The 13,899-nt window shown below is 69.1% G+C and carries 14 protein-coding genes and 3 tRNA genes; 4 read left to right on the top strand and 13 right to left on the bottom strand.

The annotated features are described in order from the left end of the window. Nucleotide 1: 1 nt before the first annotated feature. From SMIR_RS14830 to SMIR_RS14865, 8 genes are all read right to left on the bottom strand, one after another. Nucleotides 2–1,057, bottom strand: coding sequence for a UDP-N-acetylmuramate dehydrogenase (locus SMIR_RS14830; RefSeq protein WP_168494591.1), 1,056 nt, complete (start codon nt 1,055–1,057; stop codon nt 2–4). A gap of 147 nt (nt 1,058–1,204) precedes the next feature. Then, entirely contained in the window at nt 1,205–2,668 is a 1,464-nt protein-coding gene (locus SMIR_RS14835) for a DHA2 family efflux MFS transporter permease subunit (RefSeq protein WP_168494590.1), read from the bottom strand. 107 nt (nt 2,669–2,775) lie between these two features. Beyond that, a complete protein-coding gene (locus SMIR_RS14840; protein ID WP_211118782.1) occupies nt 2,776–3,345 on the bottom strand; it encodes a TetR/AcrR family transcriptional regulator in 570 nt (189 codons plus the stop codon). A 461-nt stretch (nt 3,346–3,806) separates the two neighbouring features. Beyond that, nucleotides 3,807–4,235, bottom strand: a complete 429-nt coding sequence (locus SMIR_RS14845; RefSeq protein WP_095853131.1) for a MaoC family dehydratase — start codon at nt 4,233–4,235, stop codon at nt 3,807–3,809. 2 nt (nt 4,236–4,237) lie between these two features. After that, complete coding sequence (locus SMIR_RS14850; protein WP_060899260.1) at nt 4,238–4,690, bottom strand: MaoC family dehydratase N-terminal domain-containing protein; 453 nt, start codon at nt 4,688–4,690, stop codon at nt 4,238–4,240. Nucleotides 4,691–4,855: 165 nt separating this feature from the next. Beyond that, complete coding sequence (gene rpmG / locus SMIR_RS14855; protein ID WP_004571794.1) at nt 4,856–5,020, bottom strand: 50S ribosomal protein L33; 165 nt, start codon at nt 5,018–5,020, stop codon at nt 4,856–4,858. An 87-nt stretch (nt 5,021–5,107) separates the two neighbouring features. Continuing rightward, a tRNA-Met gene (locus SMIR_RS14860) sits at nt 5,108–5,180 on the bottom strand. Nucleotides 5,181–5,226: 46 nt separating this feature from the next. Then, nucleotides 5,227–5,299 (bottom strand) — tRNA-Thr (locus SMIR_RS14865). 499 nt (nt 5,300–5,798) lie between these two features. Between SMIR_RS14865 and SMIR_RS14870 the strand changes: the two genes are divergently transcribed. Next, nucleotides 5,799–7,049, top strand: coding sequence for an amidohydrolase family protein (locus SMIR_RS14870; protein ID WP_168494588.1), 1,251 nt, complete (start codon nt 5,799–5,801; stop codon nt 7,047–7,049). Nucleotides 7,050–7,245: 196 nt separating this feature from the next. Next, on the top strand, nt 7,246–7,902 hold the full coding sequence (locus SMIR_RS14875; RefSeq protein ID WP_168494587.1) for an SDR family oxidoreductase: 657 nt from the start codon (nt 7,246–7,248) through the stop codon (nt 7,900–7,902). Between the two features lie 60 nt (nt 7,903–7,962). Here SMIR_RS14875 and SMIR_RS43475 read toward each other — a convergent pair whose 3' ends face one another. The 3 genes from SMIR_RS43475 to SMIR_RS14885 all read right to left on the bottom strand — a co-directional run bounded on the left by SMIR_RS43475 (nt 7,963) and on the right by SMIR_RS14885 (nt 10,839). Further along, a complete protein-coding gene (locus SMIR_RS43475; protein ID WP_168494586.1) occupies nt 7,963–8,175 on the bottom strand; it encodes a hypothetical protein in 213 nt (70 codons plus the stop codon). A gap of 168 nt (nt 8,176–8,343) precedes the next feature. Further along, nucleotides 8,344–9,198, bottom strand: coding sequence for a polysaccharide lyase family 7 protein (locus tag SMIR_RS14880; RefSeq protein ID WP_168494584.1), 855 nt, complete (start codon nt 9,196–9,198; stop codon nt 8,344–8,346). A 465-nt stretch (nt 9,199–9,663) separates the two neighbouring features. Continuing rightward, nucleotides 9,664–10,839, bottom strand: coding sequence for a glycoside hydrolase family 3 N-terminal domain-containing protein (locus SMIR_RS14885; protein WP_212727104.1), 1,176 nt, complete (start codon nt 10,837–10,839; stop codon nt 9,664–9,666). A gap of 815 nt (nt 10,840–11,654) precedes the next feature. On the opposite strand from SMIR_RS14885, the gene SMIR_RS14890 reads away from it, so the two are divergent. After that, nucleotides 11,655–11,987, top strand: coding sequence for a hypothetical protein (locus SMIR_RS14890; RefSeq protein ID WP_168494580.1), 333 nt, complete (start codon nt 11,655–11,657; stop codon nt 11,985–11,987). Nucleotides 11,988–12,651: 664 nt separating this feature from the next. Here the strand turns inward: SMIR_RS14890 and SMIR_RS14895 are convergent. Beyond that, nucleotides 12,652–12,733, bottom strand: a tRNA-Tyr gene (locus SMIR_RS14895). 202 nt (nt 12,734–12,935) lie between these two features. Here SMIR_RS14895 and SMIR_RS14900 point away from each other — a divergent pair. Continuing rightward, complete coding sequence (locus tag SMIR_RS14900; RefSeq protein WP_101403673.1) at nt 12,936–13,424, top strand: YajQ family cyclic di-GMP-binding protein; 489 nt, start codon at nt 12,936–12,938, stop codon at nt 13,422–13,424. A 129-nt stretch (nt 13,425–13,553) separates the two neighbouring features. Here the strand turns inward: SMIR_RS14900 and SMIR_RS14905 are convergent, their stop codons facing one another. Next, nucleotides 13,554–13,820, bottom strand: a complete 267-nt coding sequence (locus tag SMIR_RS14905; RefSeq protein ID WP_054228314.1) for a GlsB/YeaQ/YmgE family stress response membrane protein — start codon at nt 13,818–13,820, stop codon at nt 13,554–13,556. Nucleotides 13,821–13,899: the final 79 nt, after the last annotated feature.

Genomic DNA, 13,899 nt, shown 5'->3' on the forward strand with positions numbered 1-13,899 from the left:
TCTAGAGCTCCACGCCCACCGTCACCGGCTCGTTGACCAGGGTGATCCCGAAGGCGTCGCGGACGCCGACGACGACCTCGCGGGCCAGCGCGAGGAGGTCCTCGGTGGTGGCCAGGCCCCGGTTGGTGAGGGCCAGGGTGTGCTTGGTGGAGATCCGGGCGGGTCCGGAGCCGTAGCCCTTGGTGAAGCCGGACTTGTCGATCAGCCAGGCCGCGGAGGTCTTGGTGTGGCCCTCGCCCGCCGGGTACGCGGGCGGCACGATCTCGGTGCCCAGCCGCTTCGCCACGCGCGCGTGGAACACGGCGAACTCCTCGTCGGTGAGGATCGGGTTGGTGAAGAACGACCCGGCCGACCAGGTGTCGTGGTCCTCGGGGTCGAGCACCATGCCCTTGCCGGAGCGCAGCTTCAGGACGTTCTCGCGGGCGGCGGCGAGCGGCACCCGGTCACCGGGCTCGACCCCGAGGGAACGTGCCGTCTCGGCGTACTTGATCGGCGCCGACAGCCCGTCCGCGTCCTCCAGCTCGAACCTGACGCGCAGCACGACATACCGCTCGGAGTCGGCCTTGAAACGACTGTGGCGGTACGAGAAGGCGCAGTCGGCGTTGGCCAGGGTGACCGTCTCGCGCGCCCTACGGTCGTACGCGATCACTTCGGTGATGGTGGACGACACTTCCTGGCCGTACGCGCCCACGTTCTGGATCGGGGTCGCGCCTGCGGAGCCGGGGATCCCGGCGAGGCACTCGACGCCGGCGAGCCCGGCCTCGACGGTGCGCGCGACCGCGTCGGTCCAGACTTCGCCCGCCGCCAGCTCCAGCCTCGTACCTTCGAGGGCGAAGCCGGTGGTCGCGATGCGCAGGGCGGTCCCGGCGAAGCCCTTGTCGCCGATGACCAGGTTGGATCCGCCGCCGATGATCAGCAGCGGCGTACCGGTGTCGTCGGCCTCTCGGACGGCGGCGATCACCTCGGCGTCGGTCGTGGCGGTGATCAGCCGGGTCGCGGGACCCCCCAGCCGGAAGGTGGTCAGCGGGGCGAGCGGGGCGTCGTGGAGTTCCTGCACGGGCTCAAGAGTACGAGAAGGGCCCCGCCGGTCGAGGCGGGGCCGCTTCTGTGTGTTCACGAGATGGACCAATCAAGGGTTTGGATCCTGGACCCTCTACCGGCGGGCGGTTTCCCTCCCACTCGCTGCGAGGCGGATCCCATCCCCTCAGCGCGAGGCGGTTTCCAGAACCGGCACCTGGGCCAGATCCCGCCCCTGGGGCGACTCGGAGGCGACGACCCGGGCCTGAGCCGCACGCCGCGCCGTCGGGATGAGCAGCGCCGCGACACCCGCCAGGGCGACCACGGCGGAACCCACCACGAGCGCGGGCCGCAGACCGTCCACGAAGGTCTGCGCGGTCCCGTAGCCGCCCTGCGCGGAGAAGATCGAGGACATCACCGCGATACCGAGCGCGCCGCCCACCTCACGCAGCGCGTTGTTGGCGCCGGAGGCGATGCCCTGCTCCTCGGGACGGACGCTGGACATGACCAGGTTGGAGGCCGGGGCGAAGTACAGGGACATTCCGATGCCGCTGACGATCAGGGCGGGCAGCTGGGCGGCGTACGAGGCGTGGGCGGCGACCACGGAGGCGTAGTACGCGAGCCCGGCGGCCTGCAGGAAGAGCCCGGCGGCGACCACGGGACGCCCGCCGACGCGGTCGGAGAGGTACCCGGCGATCGGCGCGACGAGCATCGGCATCCCGGTCCAGGGCAGCATCCGCAGGCCGGCCTGGGTGGGCGAGTAGCCGAGGACGCCCTGCATGTACTGGCTGAGCAGGAAGATCGAGCCGAACATCCCGAGGAACATCAGCAGGCTCGCGGCGTTGATGCCGGCGAAGGCACGGGAGCGGAAGAGCCGCATCGGCAGCATCGGGTTCTTGGCGCGGATGCCGTGGAAGACGAAGCCGGTGAGCAGCGCGGCGCCGGCGAGCAGACCGGTCAGGACGATCGGGCTGGTCCAGCCCTCGGCGGGCCCGCGGACCAGGCCGTACACGATCCCGAAGAGACCGCCACTGACGAGCAGGGTGCCGGTGATGTCGAGCGGGGCGCCGGTGCCGTGGGACTCGGCCAGCCGCAGTCGGGCGAGGGGCAGCAGGGCGAGGCCCAGCGGAACGTTCAGCCAGAAGATCCAGTGCCAAGACACGTGTTCGGTGAGGCTGCCCCCGATGAGGGGCCCGGAGGCGACCGCGAGTCCGTTCACGGCGCCCCAGATCCCGTACGCCATGCCGCGCTTGGCGGCCGGCACCGCGGCCGTCAGCAGGGTGAGCGTGAGCGGCATCATGATCGCCGCGCCGACGCCCTGGACAGCGCGGGCGGCGATCAGCGAGTCGAGGCCGGGTGCCATGGCGGCGGCCGCGGACGCGCCGGTGAAGACGGAGAGACCGACGAGGAAGAGCCGACGGCGGCCGAACCGGTCGCCGAGCGCCGCACCGAACATCAGCAGGACGGCGAAGGTGAGCGTGTAGGCGCTCACGGTCCATTCCAGGTCGTCCAGCGCGCCGCCGAGATCCTTGCGGATGGAGGGCAGTGCGGTGGTGACGACGAGATTGTCGAGGGCCGCCATGAATCCGGCGACGCTGGTGATGATGAGGGCCCAGGTGGCTCCCCCGCGACGTGCGGTCTGCTGTGACATCGCTCCCCCTAAGGGCGATCGTTCCTACGGTTAGTTATTGATGACTAACTTTCGCGACCAGAAAGGAGCGCCGACATCCGCCCCCTCCGCCCGCTCCCTGCCCCTACCTACTTCTCCAGTCGACCCTTGAACCTCGCCGACGGATACATCCCTTCCCAGACCCTGTGCTCGGGCGGAAAACCCATGGCCACCAGGCAGTTGACGAGCATGCCGTACGCCATGAAGACCGTCGTGTCGTTCAGGTCGGCGCCGAGCGGCAGATGAACCGTCTCCCACAGCCGCATCCAGTCGGCCCGTACGGCCTCACCGAGCTCGCGATCGCCGGCCTGCTCCGCGGCCGCGGTCGCGACGTACATCTGCATCTGCATCAGCAGTTGCTCGGGGTGCTCCGCGATCGCCTTGGTGTACGCGTTCGCCATGGAATGCAGGGCGTCTTCACCCTCCAGACCCTTCGCGGCCTCCCCGAAGGTGCGGATGGTGTCCTCCATGCAACGCTGCGCCGCCGCGAGGAAGATCGCCCGCTTGCCGGGGAAGAGCCGGAAGAGATACGGCTGCGAGACGCCGACACGCTTGGCGATCACCTCGGTGGACGTGCCGTAGTAACCACCCCGGGCGAACTCCACGATCGCCGCGCGGATGACGCTCTCGCGCCTCTCGTCTGCGCTCATCCTGACCATGCGGCTAAGTTAGTGCCCAATCACTAACTAAGTCAAGCGGTAGATGGGAGCGGCTACGAATGACGCGTACGCCCCCACGACCGGCAGCCGCGCACGGACGGAAGGGGCCGTGCCGGTACGTCGCAAGCCCGTCGCTCACGCCCGGATCGAGCAGCGGCTCCCTTGCCCGGCCCACGTCTGATCCGGCGGCGACGGGCTCGACGTACCGGCACGGCCCCGACCCACCACACAGCGGGCCGAGCGGACGGACCGCGGACAGCCGGACCGCGGACGGACGAACCACGGGCGCCTGCAGACAACCGGTACCGCAGACAGACCACAGTCACCCGCAAACAACCGGACCGTGGACGGACGAACCGGATACGGCCGGGTGCGGCTGGCGCGGCCAAGGCGCACGTAAGGGGCGCCGGCGATGGCCAGCGCCCCTTACCCCGCTTACCCATCGCTCCTCACGACGGCCATCAGGCCAGTCGAACGACCGCTCGCGACATGCCCAGGACCTTCTGCCCCGCGCTCATCGCGGTGAGGTCGACGCGGACGGTGTTGTCGTCCAGCTTGGCCGCGACCTTGCCGCTGACCTCGATGGTCGCCCCCTTGTCGTCGTTGGGGACGACGACGGGCTTGGTGAAGCGGACGCCGTACTCGACGACCGCACCCGGATCGCCGGCCCAGTCGGTGACGACGCGGATCGCCTCGGCCATGGTGAACATGCCGTGCGCGATGACGTCAGGGAGACCGACCTCGACCGCGAACTTCTCGTTCCAGTGGATGGGATTGAAGTCCCCGGAGGCGCCCGCGTACTGCACGAGTGTGGCGCGTGTCACGGGGAAGGTCTGGGCCGGCAGCTCGGCACCGACCTCGACGTCGTCATACGCGATCTTCGCCGTCATGGTCAGCCCTCCTCCGCCGCGCGAGCCACGAGCTTGGTGACGGCCGTCACCACGTGCTCGCCCGCCTCGTCATGGACCTCGCCACGGATGTCCACGATGTCGTTGCCCGCCATGGACTTGATCGCCTCGATGGTCGAGGTGACCGTGAGCCGGTCGCCCGCACGCACAGGACGGGTGTAGGCGAACTTCTGGTCACCATGCACCACACGGCTGTAGTCGAGACCCAGTTGGGGGTCCTGGACGACCTGCCCCGCGGCCTTGAAGGTGATCGCGAACACAAAGGTCGGCGGGGCGATCACATCGGAGTACCCGAGCGCCTTGGCGGCCTCCGGGTCCGTGTACGCCGGGTTGGTGTCCCCCACGGCCTCCGCGAACTCGCGGATCTTCTCCCGACCGACCTCATAGGGGTCGGTGGGCGGGTAGGACCGCCCCACGAAGGACTGGTCGAGCGCCATGGGCTCGGTACCTCCTGGTTTTCAGCCGGTGCAGCGATTCTCGGACCGATGCCCGTACGAGGACTGTCGGCGACTGCTCGACGACCACTCGCACGTCGGCACTCCGCCGGTGAACGACGCGAGGCCGCCCCCGTTACTGGGGACGGCCTCGTGTACGAGCCTGATTTATCGCGTTTCGCGGTGCGCGGTGTGCGCGTTGCAACGCGGGCAGTGCTTCTTCATCTCCAGTCGGTCCGGGTCGTTACGCCGGTTCTTCTTGGTGATGTAGTTCCGCTCCTTGCACTCCACGCAGGCCAGCGTGATCTTCGGGCGGACGTCGGTGGCAGCCACAGGAGTGCTCCTTGACGAACGGATGGGACATTAACGCATAGAAGAGTAGCCGATCGAAGGACCGACCCCACAATCGGCTACTGTCTGTAGCGGTGACCGGACTTGAACCGGTGACACAGCGATTATGAGCCGCTTGCTCTACCGACTGAGCTACACCGCTGTGATGCGATTGGTCCCCGTCTTGCGACGGGAACCTCTCACACCAGAGCCCCAATACGGAATCGAACCGTAGACCTTCTCCTTACCATGGAGACGCTCTACCGACTGAGCTATTGGGGCGAGCGATGAAGACATTACACGCTCGCCCGCCGATCGCCCAAATCCGTTTCGCGGCACCCGCCCCGGCCCGTTCCCGGCCGTTCCCCGCCGCTCTTCCGGCCCCTCACGAACGGTGCGTCACGGCCGCGACTCCGGCCGCTCCCGCCCCACGAATCACGGGCACACCGCCCGGCCAACAGCCCCCGGCACCAGCCTCACGGCCCGGCTGACCAGCGACTCCGTCCGGCCGCCCCGACTCGCGCGTCCGGCTCTCATCTCCCGCTTTCCGTCCGTGCACGGACCACACCGGTACGACTATTGCGCTCCTCCCGGACGAGAAGGGCTCGCCACCCTAGGCTCGACTCACGCTGCGTGATCTTGCCCCTCACTCCCCCATTCCCCGCGACGTCGCCCACCCCTCCACCCCATCACCCTCCCGCCACCCCACCCCCCCCGCCGCGGAAAGCGCCCACCCCCCAGTCGCCCCTCCCCGCAGCCGCCCCCGAGCCCCAGGAGCGCGATGCCCGACAGTCAGCCGCAGCCACCCCACTCCTCGTGGGGACAGACCGACACCGCCACCCTGCTGCTGCGCGGGGCGCGGCTCACCGACGGCCGGACTGTGGACGTGCGGCTGGGCCGCGGGCGCATCGAGGCGGTCGGCACCGCCGGGAGCCTGGCGACACCCGCCTCCGGCTCGCGCGCCGCGAAGGTGGACCTCGACGGCTACCTGCTCCTGCCGGCCCCCGCCGAGCCCCACGCACACGGCGACACGGCCCTGACGGCCGACGGCGACGGACCCCTCTCGTACGACACCCAGGAGGTCCAGCGCCGGGCCACCGAGGCCGCGTTGCTGCAACTCGGGCACGGGGCGACGGCGTTGCGCTCGCACGTGCGCGTCGGCGACGTACAGGGCCTCGACGCGCTGGCGGCGGTGCTTCAGGCGCGGCGGGCGCTGCGCGGACTGGCCGAGCTGACGGCGGTGGCGATGCCGCGGGTGCTCACCGGGGTCGCCGGTGCCGACGGGCTCGCGATACTGCGGGACGCCGTGAAGATGGGCGCTTCGGTGGTGGGCGGCTGCCCGGACGCCGACCCGGATCCGACGGGGTACGTGGAGGCGGTCCTGGAACTCGCCTCGGAACACGGCTGCCCGGTCGACCTGCACACGGACGCCTCCGATCCCGCCCGGCTCGCCCGGCTCGCGGCAATGGCGGGCGGACTGCGGTCCGGAGTGACGCTCGGCCCGTGCGGCGGCCTCGGCCGGCTGCCGTCCGAGGTGGCCTCCCGGGCAGCCGACCAACTCGCCGCGGCGGGCGTGACCGTGGTGTGCCTGCCGCAGGGCGGCTGCGGAGGCGTGGACCGGCGCGGAACGGCTCCGGTACGGATGCTGCGGGCGGCCGGGGTACGGATCGCGGCGGGCAGCGGCGCCCTCCGGGACGTATCGAACCCGGTGGGCCGCGGCGACCCCCTGGAGGCCGCGTACCTGCTGGCCTCACGGCACGGTCTGCGCCCCGAGGACGCGTACGACACCGTGAGCTCCGGCGCGCGGGCTGCCCTCGGACTGCCCGAGGTGCGCGTGGAAGCCGGTTTCCCGGCCGAGTTGCTCGCGGTGCGCGGCAACCGGCTGGCAGGGGCACTGTCGCTCGCGTACAGCCGGATCGTGGTGCACCGGGGGCGCGTGGTGGCGCGGACCAGCGCGGTGCGGGAGTACTGCAACTCGGCGGCAGCGGCGGGGCTGGACCTGCCCCGACAGGGACGCGGAGAGCCTTCCTAGCCACAACTAACGTCCACGACCCCACACGTTGTGCACGCACGGCCGCAACCGCCCCCCGAGCGCCCCCTGTTCACCACGCGGGACGAGTGCCTGACGGCCTCCGCCGCCGCACGCCCCTGTGGACAACTCAAGAGACCCCTGAGTTGTCCACAGGGTCGTGCGGCGAACGGGTCCATCCGGGCGTACGGTCGGAAACATGCGCATTGTCATCGCTGGAGGTCATGGTCAGATCGCGCTGCGGCTGGAGCGACTGCTCGCCGCGCGCGGTGACGAGGTCGCGGGGATCATCCGCCGCGCCGAGCAGGGCGACGATCTGCGGGCGGCCGGCGCCGAGCCGGTCCTCTGCGATCTGGAGTCGGCTTCGGTGGAGGAGGTCGCCGCCCATCTGCAGGGCGCGGACGCGGCCGTCTTCGCGGCGGGCGCGGGCCCGGGCAGCGGTCCGGCCCGCAAGGAGACGGTGGACAAGGGCGCCGCCGTCCTGTTCGCCGACGCCGCGGAACGAGCGGGCGTACGACGCCACGTCGTCGTGTCGTCCATGGGCGCGGACCCGGCGCACCCGGGCGACGACGTCTTCGACCTGTATCTGCGCGCCAAGGGCGCGGCCGACAATTACGTACGCGGTCGTACGTCCCTGGACTGGACGATCCTGCGCCCCGGATCGCTGATCGACGACGCCGGTACCGGCCTCGTACGCCTGGAGGCCTCGACCGGCCGCGGACCGATCCCACGGGACGACGTCGCCGCGGTCCTGGCGGAGCTGGTGGAGACTCCCGCGACGGCCGGGCTGACCCTGGAGTTGATCGGCGGCTCGACGCCGATTTCGGTGGCGGTCAAATCGATCGCGGGGAACTAGCCACCGCACGGACCCGGACCGGACCGGACCGGACCCGGGCCGGGCCATCCGCCGGCCCCCTCAGAACAACGGAAGCTGCCCGGGAAAGTCGGGCACGGAGTACCCGTCCAACGTCGGCTGGGCCGCCCCCAGCTGCGCCGGCCGCCGCGAGCCGGGACACGAGACCAGCTCCCCGCTCCCCCGCACACCAGGCGGATCATGCCGGGCGAACCGTCCCGCGACGATGGCGATCTCCCGACGGCACTCGGGGCAGTTCCTACGACGCGATGACATGAGATCAGTCTGCCCGGCCGGCAGCAGCCGCACCGACAGCACCCGACTCCGGCCCCGACCCCGGCCGCAAAAGGCGGTGCGGCAGGTCCCGACGCCGCCCGAACCTGTGGCCTCAAGGCGATGGCATGTCAGCATGATCCAGCCACGTGACCTGCGGAAACGTTCCCCTCAACTATGGGAGACGGTGAGGCCGTAGAAAGCGACCCGAGCGCCCTTGGTGGTGCTGTCGGAGGACGACTGGTTGTACGAGCCGGCCTTGAAGTACTGCTTGTAGGCGTCGAACGACGACGGGATGGCGTAGTGCGTGGTGCTCCCGTTGACCGTCAGGTCGATGGTGTGTCCGCCCGAGACTGCGATCGCGTAGTTCCATGTCTTGCCGACCGATACGTGGCCGACGGTGTGCAGTGTCTGCCCTCCGGAGGGCGAGTTCTCCGTGCCGAGGACGATGTCACCGCTCGACCGGTAGTACAGCTCCAGCAGCGGTTTGGTGGACGAGCCTCCTGTGCCGAGGTGGATCTGTCCTACGCAGACGTTCGATGTGACGGACACGACCCGTAGCGTCGCCTTCATTTGATGCGTGCCGCTGAGCGACCAGTCGGCGGCGGTGCCGTTGCGGTTCATCTCCCGCAGTTCGGAGCGGGCGTAGTTCGAGTTCGGTGTGGTGACACCCTTCTCCGGTGCCCAGAAGGTCATCGCGCCGTCACGGGTGTCCGTGTAGAAGTACGAGTCCTGGAACCCGTTGGCCCCCTGAAGCCGGGAGGACGGGATCGTCGTCGGCGAGCCGGGAGAGCCCACCGGCTCCTGGAGCTGCCATACCGACAGGTCGAAATTCCCACCGGGCGCGACGGACGGGTCCGCCATGGGTGAGAAAACGACGTTGGTACTGCGCTGGCCGCTGGGTGCGCCGGCCACGCCCGCGGCGGCGGAAAGTGAACTGGCCGGCGCGGCGGGAGTCACAAGGGCCAGGCCGCCGGTGACGGCGGTGGCGGTGGCCAGGGAAGTGAGCAGCGTACGCATGCGCATGGGGGGTGCCTTCCTGTCGGCTCGGTGGGCTCGGTTGGCGGGCGCGCGTGTTTCTCAGCACGGAGCGTTCATGTACATGAACTTCATATGTCAGCATGAACACTTGGTGTCGCGACAGTAGGACTGTGGCGCGGTCACGTCAAGACTGATGGTGGAGCAACGCATGCGTACCGGTGCACTCGCTTCGCCGGCCGCTGAACGCCGTGCCCCGGGCGAGGCACGCGCTCAGTGGCCGTGGCCGAGGCGGGCGCTCGGCGCCAATGACCGGCGGTGCCCCTTTGGGGCACGCCGGGCGGCGCCAGGATTCGAGCCTGGGAAGGCTGAGCCGGCGGATTCGCAGACCGCGGGGGCCGGCCCCTGACCTACGGGTGTTGAGAGGCGTGGCCGGCCCGACTGGGCACGGGCTGCGTCCACTCGCGCTCAGGAGCCCTGACCGGGCAAGGGTTGGGATGCGTCCATTCGCACTCAGGAGCAGAGATTCACATGCCTGACGGCCAGAACGTGCCCTGCCGCGTCGATGAGACGGCTGCGGGCGAGGTGTCCGCCGCCCACCGCATTGGTGATCGCCGAGGCGATCGAGGACGTCTGGGAACTGACATTGCCCCCCAGGTCGAACATGACCATGTCGGCACCAGAGCGCAGGGCCTGGACGGCGGCGGCGGGGATGCTGAAGCCGGCGGCGGAGATCGCCTTCGCGCTGAGCGAGTCGGTGACCACCAGCCCCTTGAATCCCAGCTTGCCGCGCAACTCGGAGCTGATGACGGTGGGTGACAGGCTCGCCGGATTGGTGCCCAGGCCCGGCACGATGTTGTTGGAGACCATGATGGCCGGGGCACCGGCCTTGATGGCCGCTGTGAACGGCGGGATGCCCACCTTTTGCAGGGTGGACCAGGGCAGGGTGCGGGCGGGGCCGAAGTCGGAGTTGTAGCTGGAGCCGCCAAGGCCCGGGAAGTGCTTGACGACGGGTATCACGCCTCCGGCGCGCAACCCGTTCATGTACGCGACACCGGCCTTGGAGACCACCGAGGTGTTGCCGCTGAAGGACCGCCATCCGTCAGGGTTGGTCCGGCTGGGGGCCACGTTCCTGCCGTCGACGTCGACCACGGGCGCGAGGTCCATGTTCACCTGGGCGGCCGCCATCTTGGTAGCGACCTTGGTGACGTTCTGCTGGATCTGGGCCGGGGTCCAGTGTGCACCCATGTACGCGGGCCAGGGCAGGGACCCGACGAGGTTCGACATGCGCTGGATGCCGCCGCCCTCCTCGTCGGTCATCACCAGCAGGCCCAGGTGGCCGGGTACGTGGGACTTCAGGGCGGTCAGCCGCGAGCCGAGGTCGGACGGCGCCTTGCTGCCGAACAGAAGCACGCCGCCCGCACCGGCGCTCACCTCGGAGGTGACGCCGGACACCGAGGTCTCCGGCACCGGGACGGCGATGGTCAGCATGGCCAGCCGGCGGTTCGACCACCCGGCCAGCTTCGTGCTGTTGGTGCACGCGGTGGCGGCGGTGGTGAGGGCAGGAGCGAGGAACGAAGAGGAGGGGGAACGCGTGGCGGGCGGGGCGAGGGACACGTCGGGGCCACTGGAGTGCGGGGACGCCTTGGGGGTGCCCGTGCCACAGCCCGCCAGAAGCACCGCCGCCACAGCGGCAGCCGTGCTCAGTCTGCGTGCGGTCGTGGCCCGGCCGGGGAGCCGCGGTGGTGCTGTCGCGCTTCTACGGTCACGGTACGAAGGGACATTCATCGCCCGGCCTCCTTCCGGAAGACGCGACGGGTACCCGCCGCGCTGATGGCCGTATGAGCCTGAGGTGGGCTTCACGCAGCGCGAGATGCGTTCAGCCCACATTTTTGATCGAAGCTCCGCGGCCGGCGTATCACCAGAATCCCGCGTCTCGGAGTCGGCCGCTAACCCCAGCCGACGTTAGGGGGCCCTTTCAACGAGCGACCGTCCGGCAAACACGCAAACGGCTCTCGGGGCCGCACAGCAGCGCCGCCCCGTTCGCTACTCAACGCAGGAGCGTCCCACTGTCCGTGAGGTCGCAACTACCAGGGGATCGCATCGGTCCGGCCCACCGAGGATGGCTGGACCGGCCCACCCGGTGATGCCATCACCCAACGCCCCCTTTAGGTTTCCTCCCCAGCCCCAGACGCTGCCGTCCCCCTTCCGCGAGACCCACTCGACGATCGCCGCGGCAGCACGGATGACGGGCCGCCGCCCCTGAGACCCCGCCCGCGTAACGCGTACCCATCGCCAACTACGTTTGCTGTCACGGGACCTGATTGAGCAAAGCAGGAGTCAGGCCGTTGACGATCTATCGAAGGATCGTCGACGACCTGTCGAAATCCGGCCCGCTCGCGGGGGTTTACTAGACAGTCGCGTCTGTCCACGCGGACAGCCGGACACGGTCGGCTGTGCTTGCCGCGGACAGTCGGAGCCGATAGTCGATAAGGAGCACGGCAATGCTGAAGAAGTCACTGGTGGCGGTTCTGAGCGCTTCCGCCCTCGCCATAGGGGCGCTCGGACTGAGCGCCGAGTCCGCCTCGGCAGCTTCCACTTGGAAGCTGAAGGCGACGTGCAGCTCGGTCAACATACGAGCGAACTCCAACACCAGCGCGAAGATCACTGGCGTCGCTTACAAGGGCGACCTCATGAACGGCACGAAGGTGGACTACAAGGGCTACAAGGACATCAAGGTGGACAAGGCCTGGATCTACGGCAAGGTGGTGCGCAAGGACCACAAGGTCATCTACGGCTGGGCCGCGCTCAAGTGCTTCAACCCTTACGAGCAGTAGGGGAATCCTGCTCGGACAACACCACGGCCTCTGACTGTTTCACCCGGTCGGAGGCCGTCCACCTGACGGTGGGTGTGGGATCTGAACCCACCCGGACTCGCACCACGACGGTTCTCAAGAGCCGCCCCTGTCCGCCGGATCTACGTCCGCCGGTATGGGATGACTGACCTGCGGCCGTTTCGGACCAGCCGCGGGGGCCTGCGGCAAGGAATCGGGTACGGGGAGGTCTGGGCTAAAGCTCGGGAAAAAGTGCTCAGCGCGGCTGAGGTCGCTTCCCCGCTCGCACGGCGGCCCTACCGACCTGCGTCATGCCGAGGTCTCCTTCTGGCTGGGCTCCGGCGTGGACCCGATGGAATGCGCCCGGCGGGCAGGTCACACGATCGCGGTGCCGTTCAGGGTCTACGCGAGGGTGCTCGCGCAGACCCAGGAGCGAGCCAACCGGCGGACAGACGCTGCCCTGCGCGAGTGGAACGAGCCGGAGTGACCGTCCGCCCGCCCCCGGGGGATGCCTGGGGGGACGGGCAGGCTGATCAGGAGTGGGATCCAGGCGAGACGGGGTGAGACAAGTCACCCCATTTCGATTCCGATCGAAAGATCGCGTTCGATAATGAAGAGACCCCCTCCGATCTACGTTTCCGCAGATCGGAGGGGGTCTACCTTCATGTGGCGGCGCCAGGATTCGAACCTGGGAAGGCTGAGCCGGCAGATTTACAGTCTGCTCCCTTTGGCCGCTCGGGCACACCGCCGGGGTTGCTGCCTTGAGGACCGCTTTTCAGCGGTGCTCCCTGGCAACGACGTAAACGATACCTGATGCTCGGGGGTGCTTCGCCACCCGATTGATCTGCGCTTGGAGGGGAGGGGGTGGCTAGGCTTATGCGGATGCGGCCGGGGACCTACGCCGGGTTCGACGGCCGCCCCTACGCACCCCGATACAAGGAGCCACAGGACATGGCCGACTCCAGTTTCGACATCGTCTCGAAGGTCGAGCGGCAGGAGGTCGACAACGCCCTCAACCAGGCCGCCAAGGAGATCTCGCAGCGCTACGACTTCAAGAACGTGGGCGCCTCCATCTCCTGGTCCGGCGAGAAGATCCTGATGGAGGCGAACTCCGAGGAGCGGGTCAAGGCCATCCTCGATGTGTTCGAGACCAAGCTGGTCAAACGCGGTATCTCGCTGAAGGCGCTGGACGCGGGCGAGCCCCAGCTCTCCGGCAAGGAGTACAAGATCTTCGCGTCCATCGAGGAGGGCATCTCCCAGGAGAACGCGAAGAAGGTGGCGAAGATCATTCGCGACGAGGGCCCGAAGGGCGTGAAGGCGCAGGTGCAGGGCGACGAGCTGCGCGTCAGCTCCAAGAGCCGTGACGACCTGCAGGCCGTGCAGGCGCTGCTCAAGGGCAAGGACTTCGATTTCGCGCTGCAGTACGTGAACTACCGGTAGCCGTCGGCCGTCAACCGGCTTCGGCCGGTGATTCATTGCGCGTCGAGCGAAGTTGCGCGTACGAGGAAGGGTGGGCCCCCGGAGGTGCCCACCCTTCTCGCCTGCTGGCTGCGGCCTCGGGGCGCGCGCTCAACGGCGCGAGTCGCCGAACAGGATGCGGTAGAGGATGAGCAGGACGAGCGAGCCGCCGATCGCGGCGGCCCACGTGGCCCCGTCGTAGAACTGCTTGGCGATCGGGTGGTCCAGCCAGCGCGCGGAGATCCAGCCGCCGATGAAGGCGCCCGCGATGCCGATGACGGTCGTGCCGATGAAGCCGCCCGGGTCACGGCCCGGCAGCAGGAATTTGGCGATGGCTCCGGCCAACAGTCCCAGAATGATCCAGCTGATGATGCCCATGCCCTGAACCTGCCTCTCCGCGCTGTCCCTGTGCTGTGATCCTGCTCCGGACCTGCTGTGTCATGCCTTCGAGTTCGAG

It is taken from the genome of Streptomyces mirabilis (assembly GCF_018310535.1).
Classification (GTDB): Bacteria; Actinomycetota; Actinomycetes; order Streptomycetales; family Streptomycetaceae; genus Streptomyces.

Bases quoted from the DNA above. Each gene is read 5' to 3' on its own strand.
- SMIR_RS14905 (WP_054228314.1), bottom strand. From the start codon at position 13,820: ATGGGCATCATCAGCTGGATCATTCTGGGACTGTTGGCCGGAGCCATC.
- SMIR_RS14880 (WP_168494584.1), bottom strand. From the start codon at position 9,198: ATGCGCATGCGTACGCTGCTCACTTCCCTGGCCACCGCCACCGCCGTC.
- SMIR_RS14850 (WP_060899260.1), bottom strand. From the start codon at position 4,690: ATGGCGCTCGACCAGTCCTTCGTGGGGCGGTCCTACCCGCCCACCGAC.
- SMIR_RS14840 (WP_211118782.1), bottom strand. From the start codon at position 3,345: ATGGTCAGGATGAGCGCAGACGAGAGGCGCGAGAGCGTCATCCGCGCG.
- SMIR_RS43475 (WP_168494586.1), bottom strand. From the start codon at position 8,175: ATGTCATCGCGTCGTAGGAACTGCCCCGAGTGCCGTCGGGAGATCGCC.
- SMIR_RS14890 (WP_168494580.1), top strand. From the start codon at position 11,655: ATGCTGAAGAAGTCACTGGTGGCGGTTCTGAGCGCTTCCGCCCTCGCC.
- SMIR_RS14870 (WP_168494588.1), top strand. From the start codon at position 5,799: ATGCCCGACAGTCAGCCGCAGCCACCCCACTCCTCGTGGGGACAGACC.
- SMIR_RS14875 (WP_168494587.1), top strand. From the start codon at position 7,246: ATGCGCATTGTCATCGCTGGAGGTCATGGTCAGATCGCGCTGCGGCTG.
- SMIR_RS14845 (WP_095853131.1), bottom strand. From the start codon at position 4,235: ATGACGGCGAAGATCGCGTATGACGACGTCGAGGTCGGTGCCGAGCTG.
- SMIR_RS14835 (WP_168494590.1), bottom strand. From the start codon at position 2,668: ATGTCACAGCAGACCGCACGTCGCGGGGGAGCCACCTGGGCCCTCATC.
- SMIR_RS14900 (WP_101403673.1), top strand. From the start codon at position 12,936: ATGGCCGACTCCAGTTTCGACATCGTCTCGAAGGTCGAGCGGCAGGAG.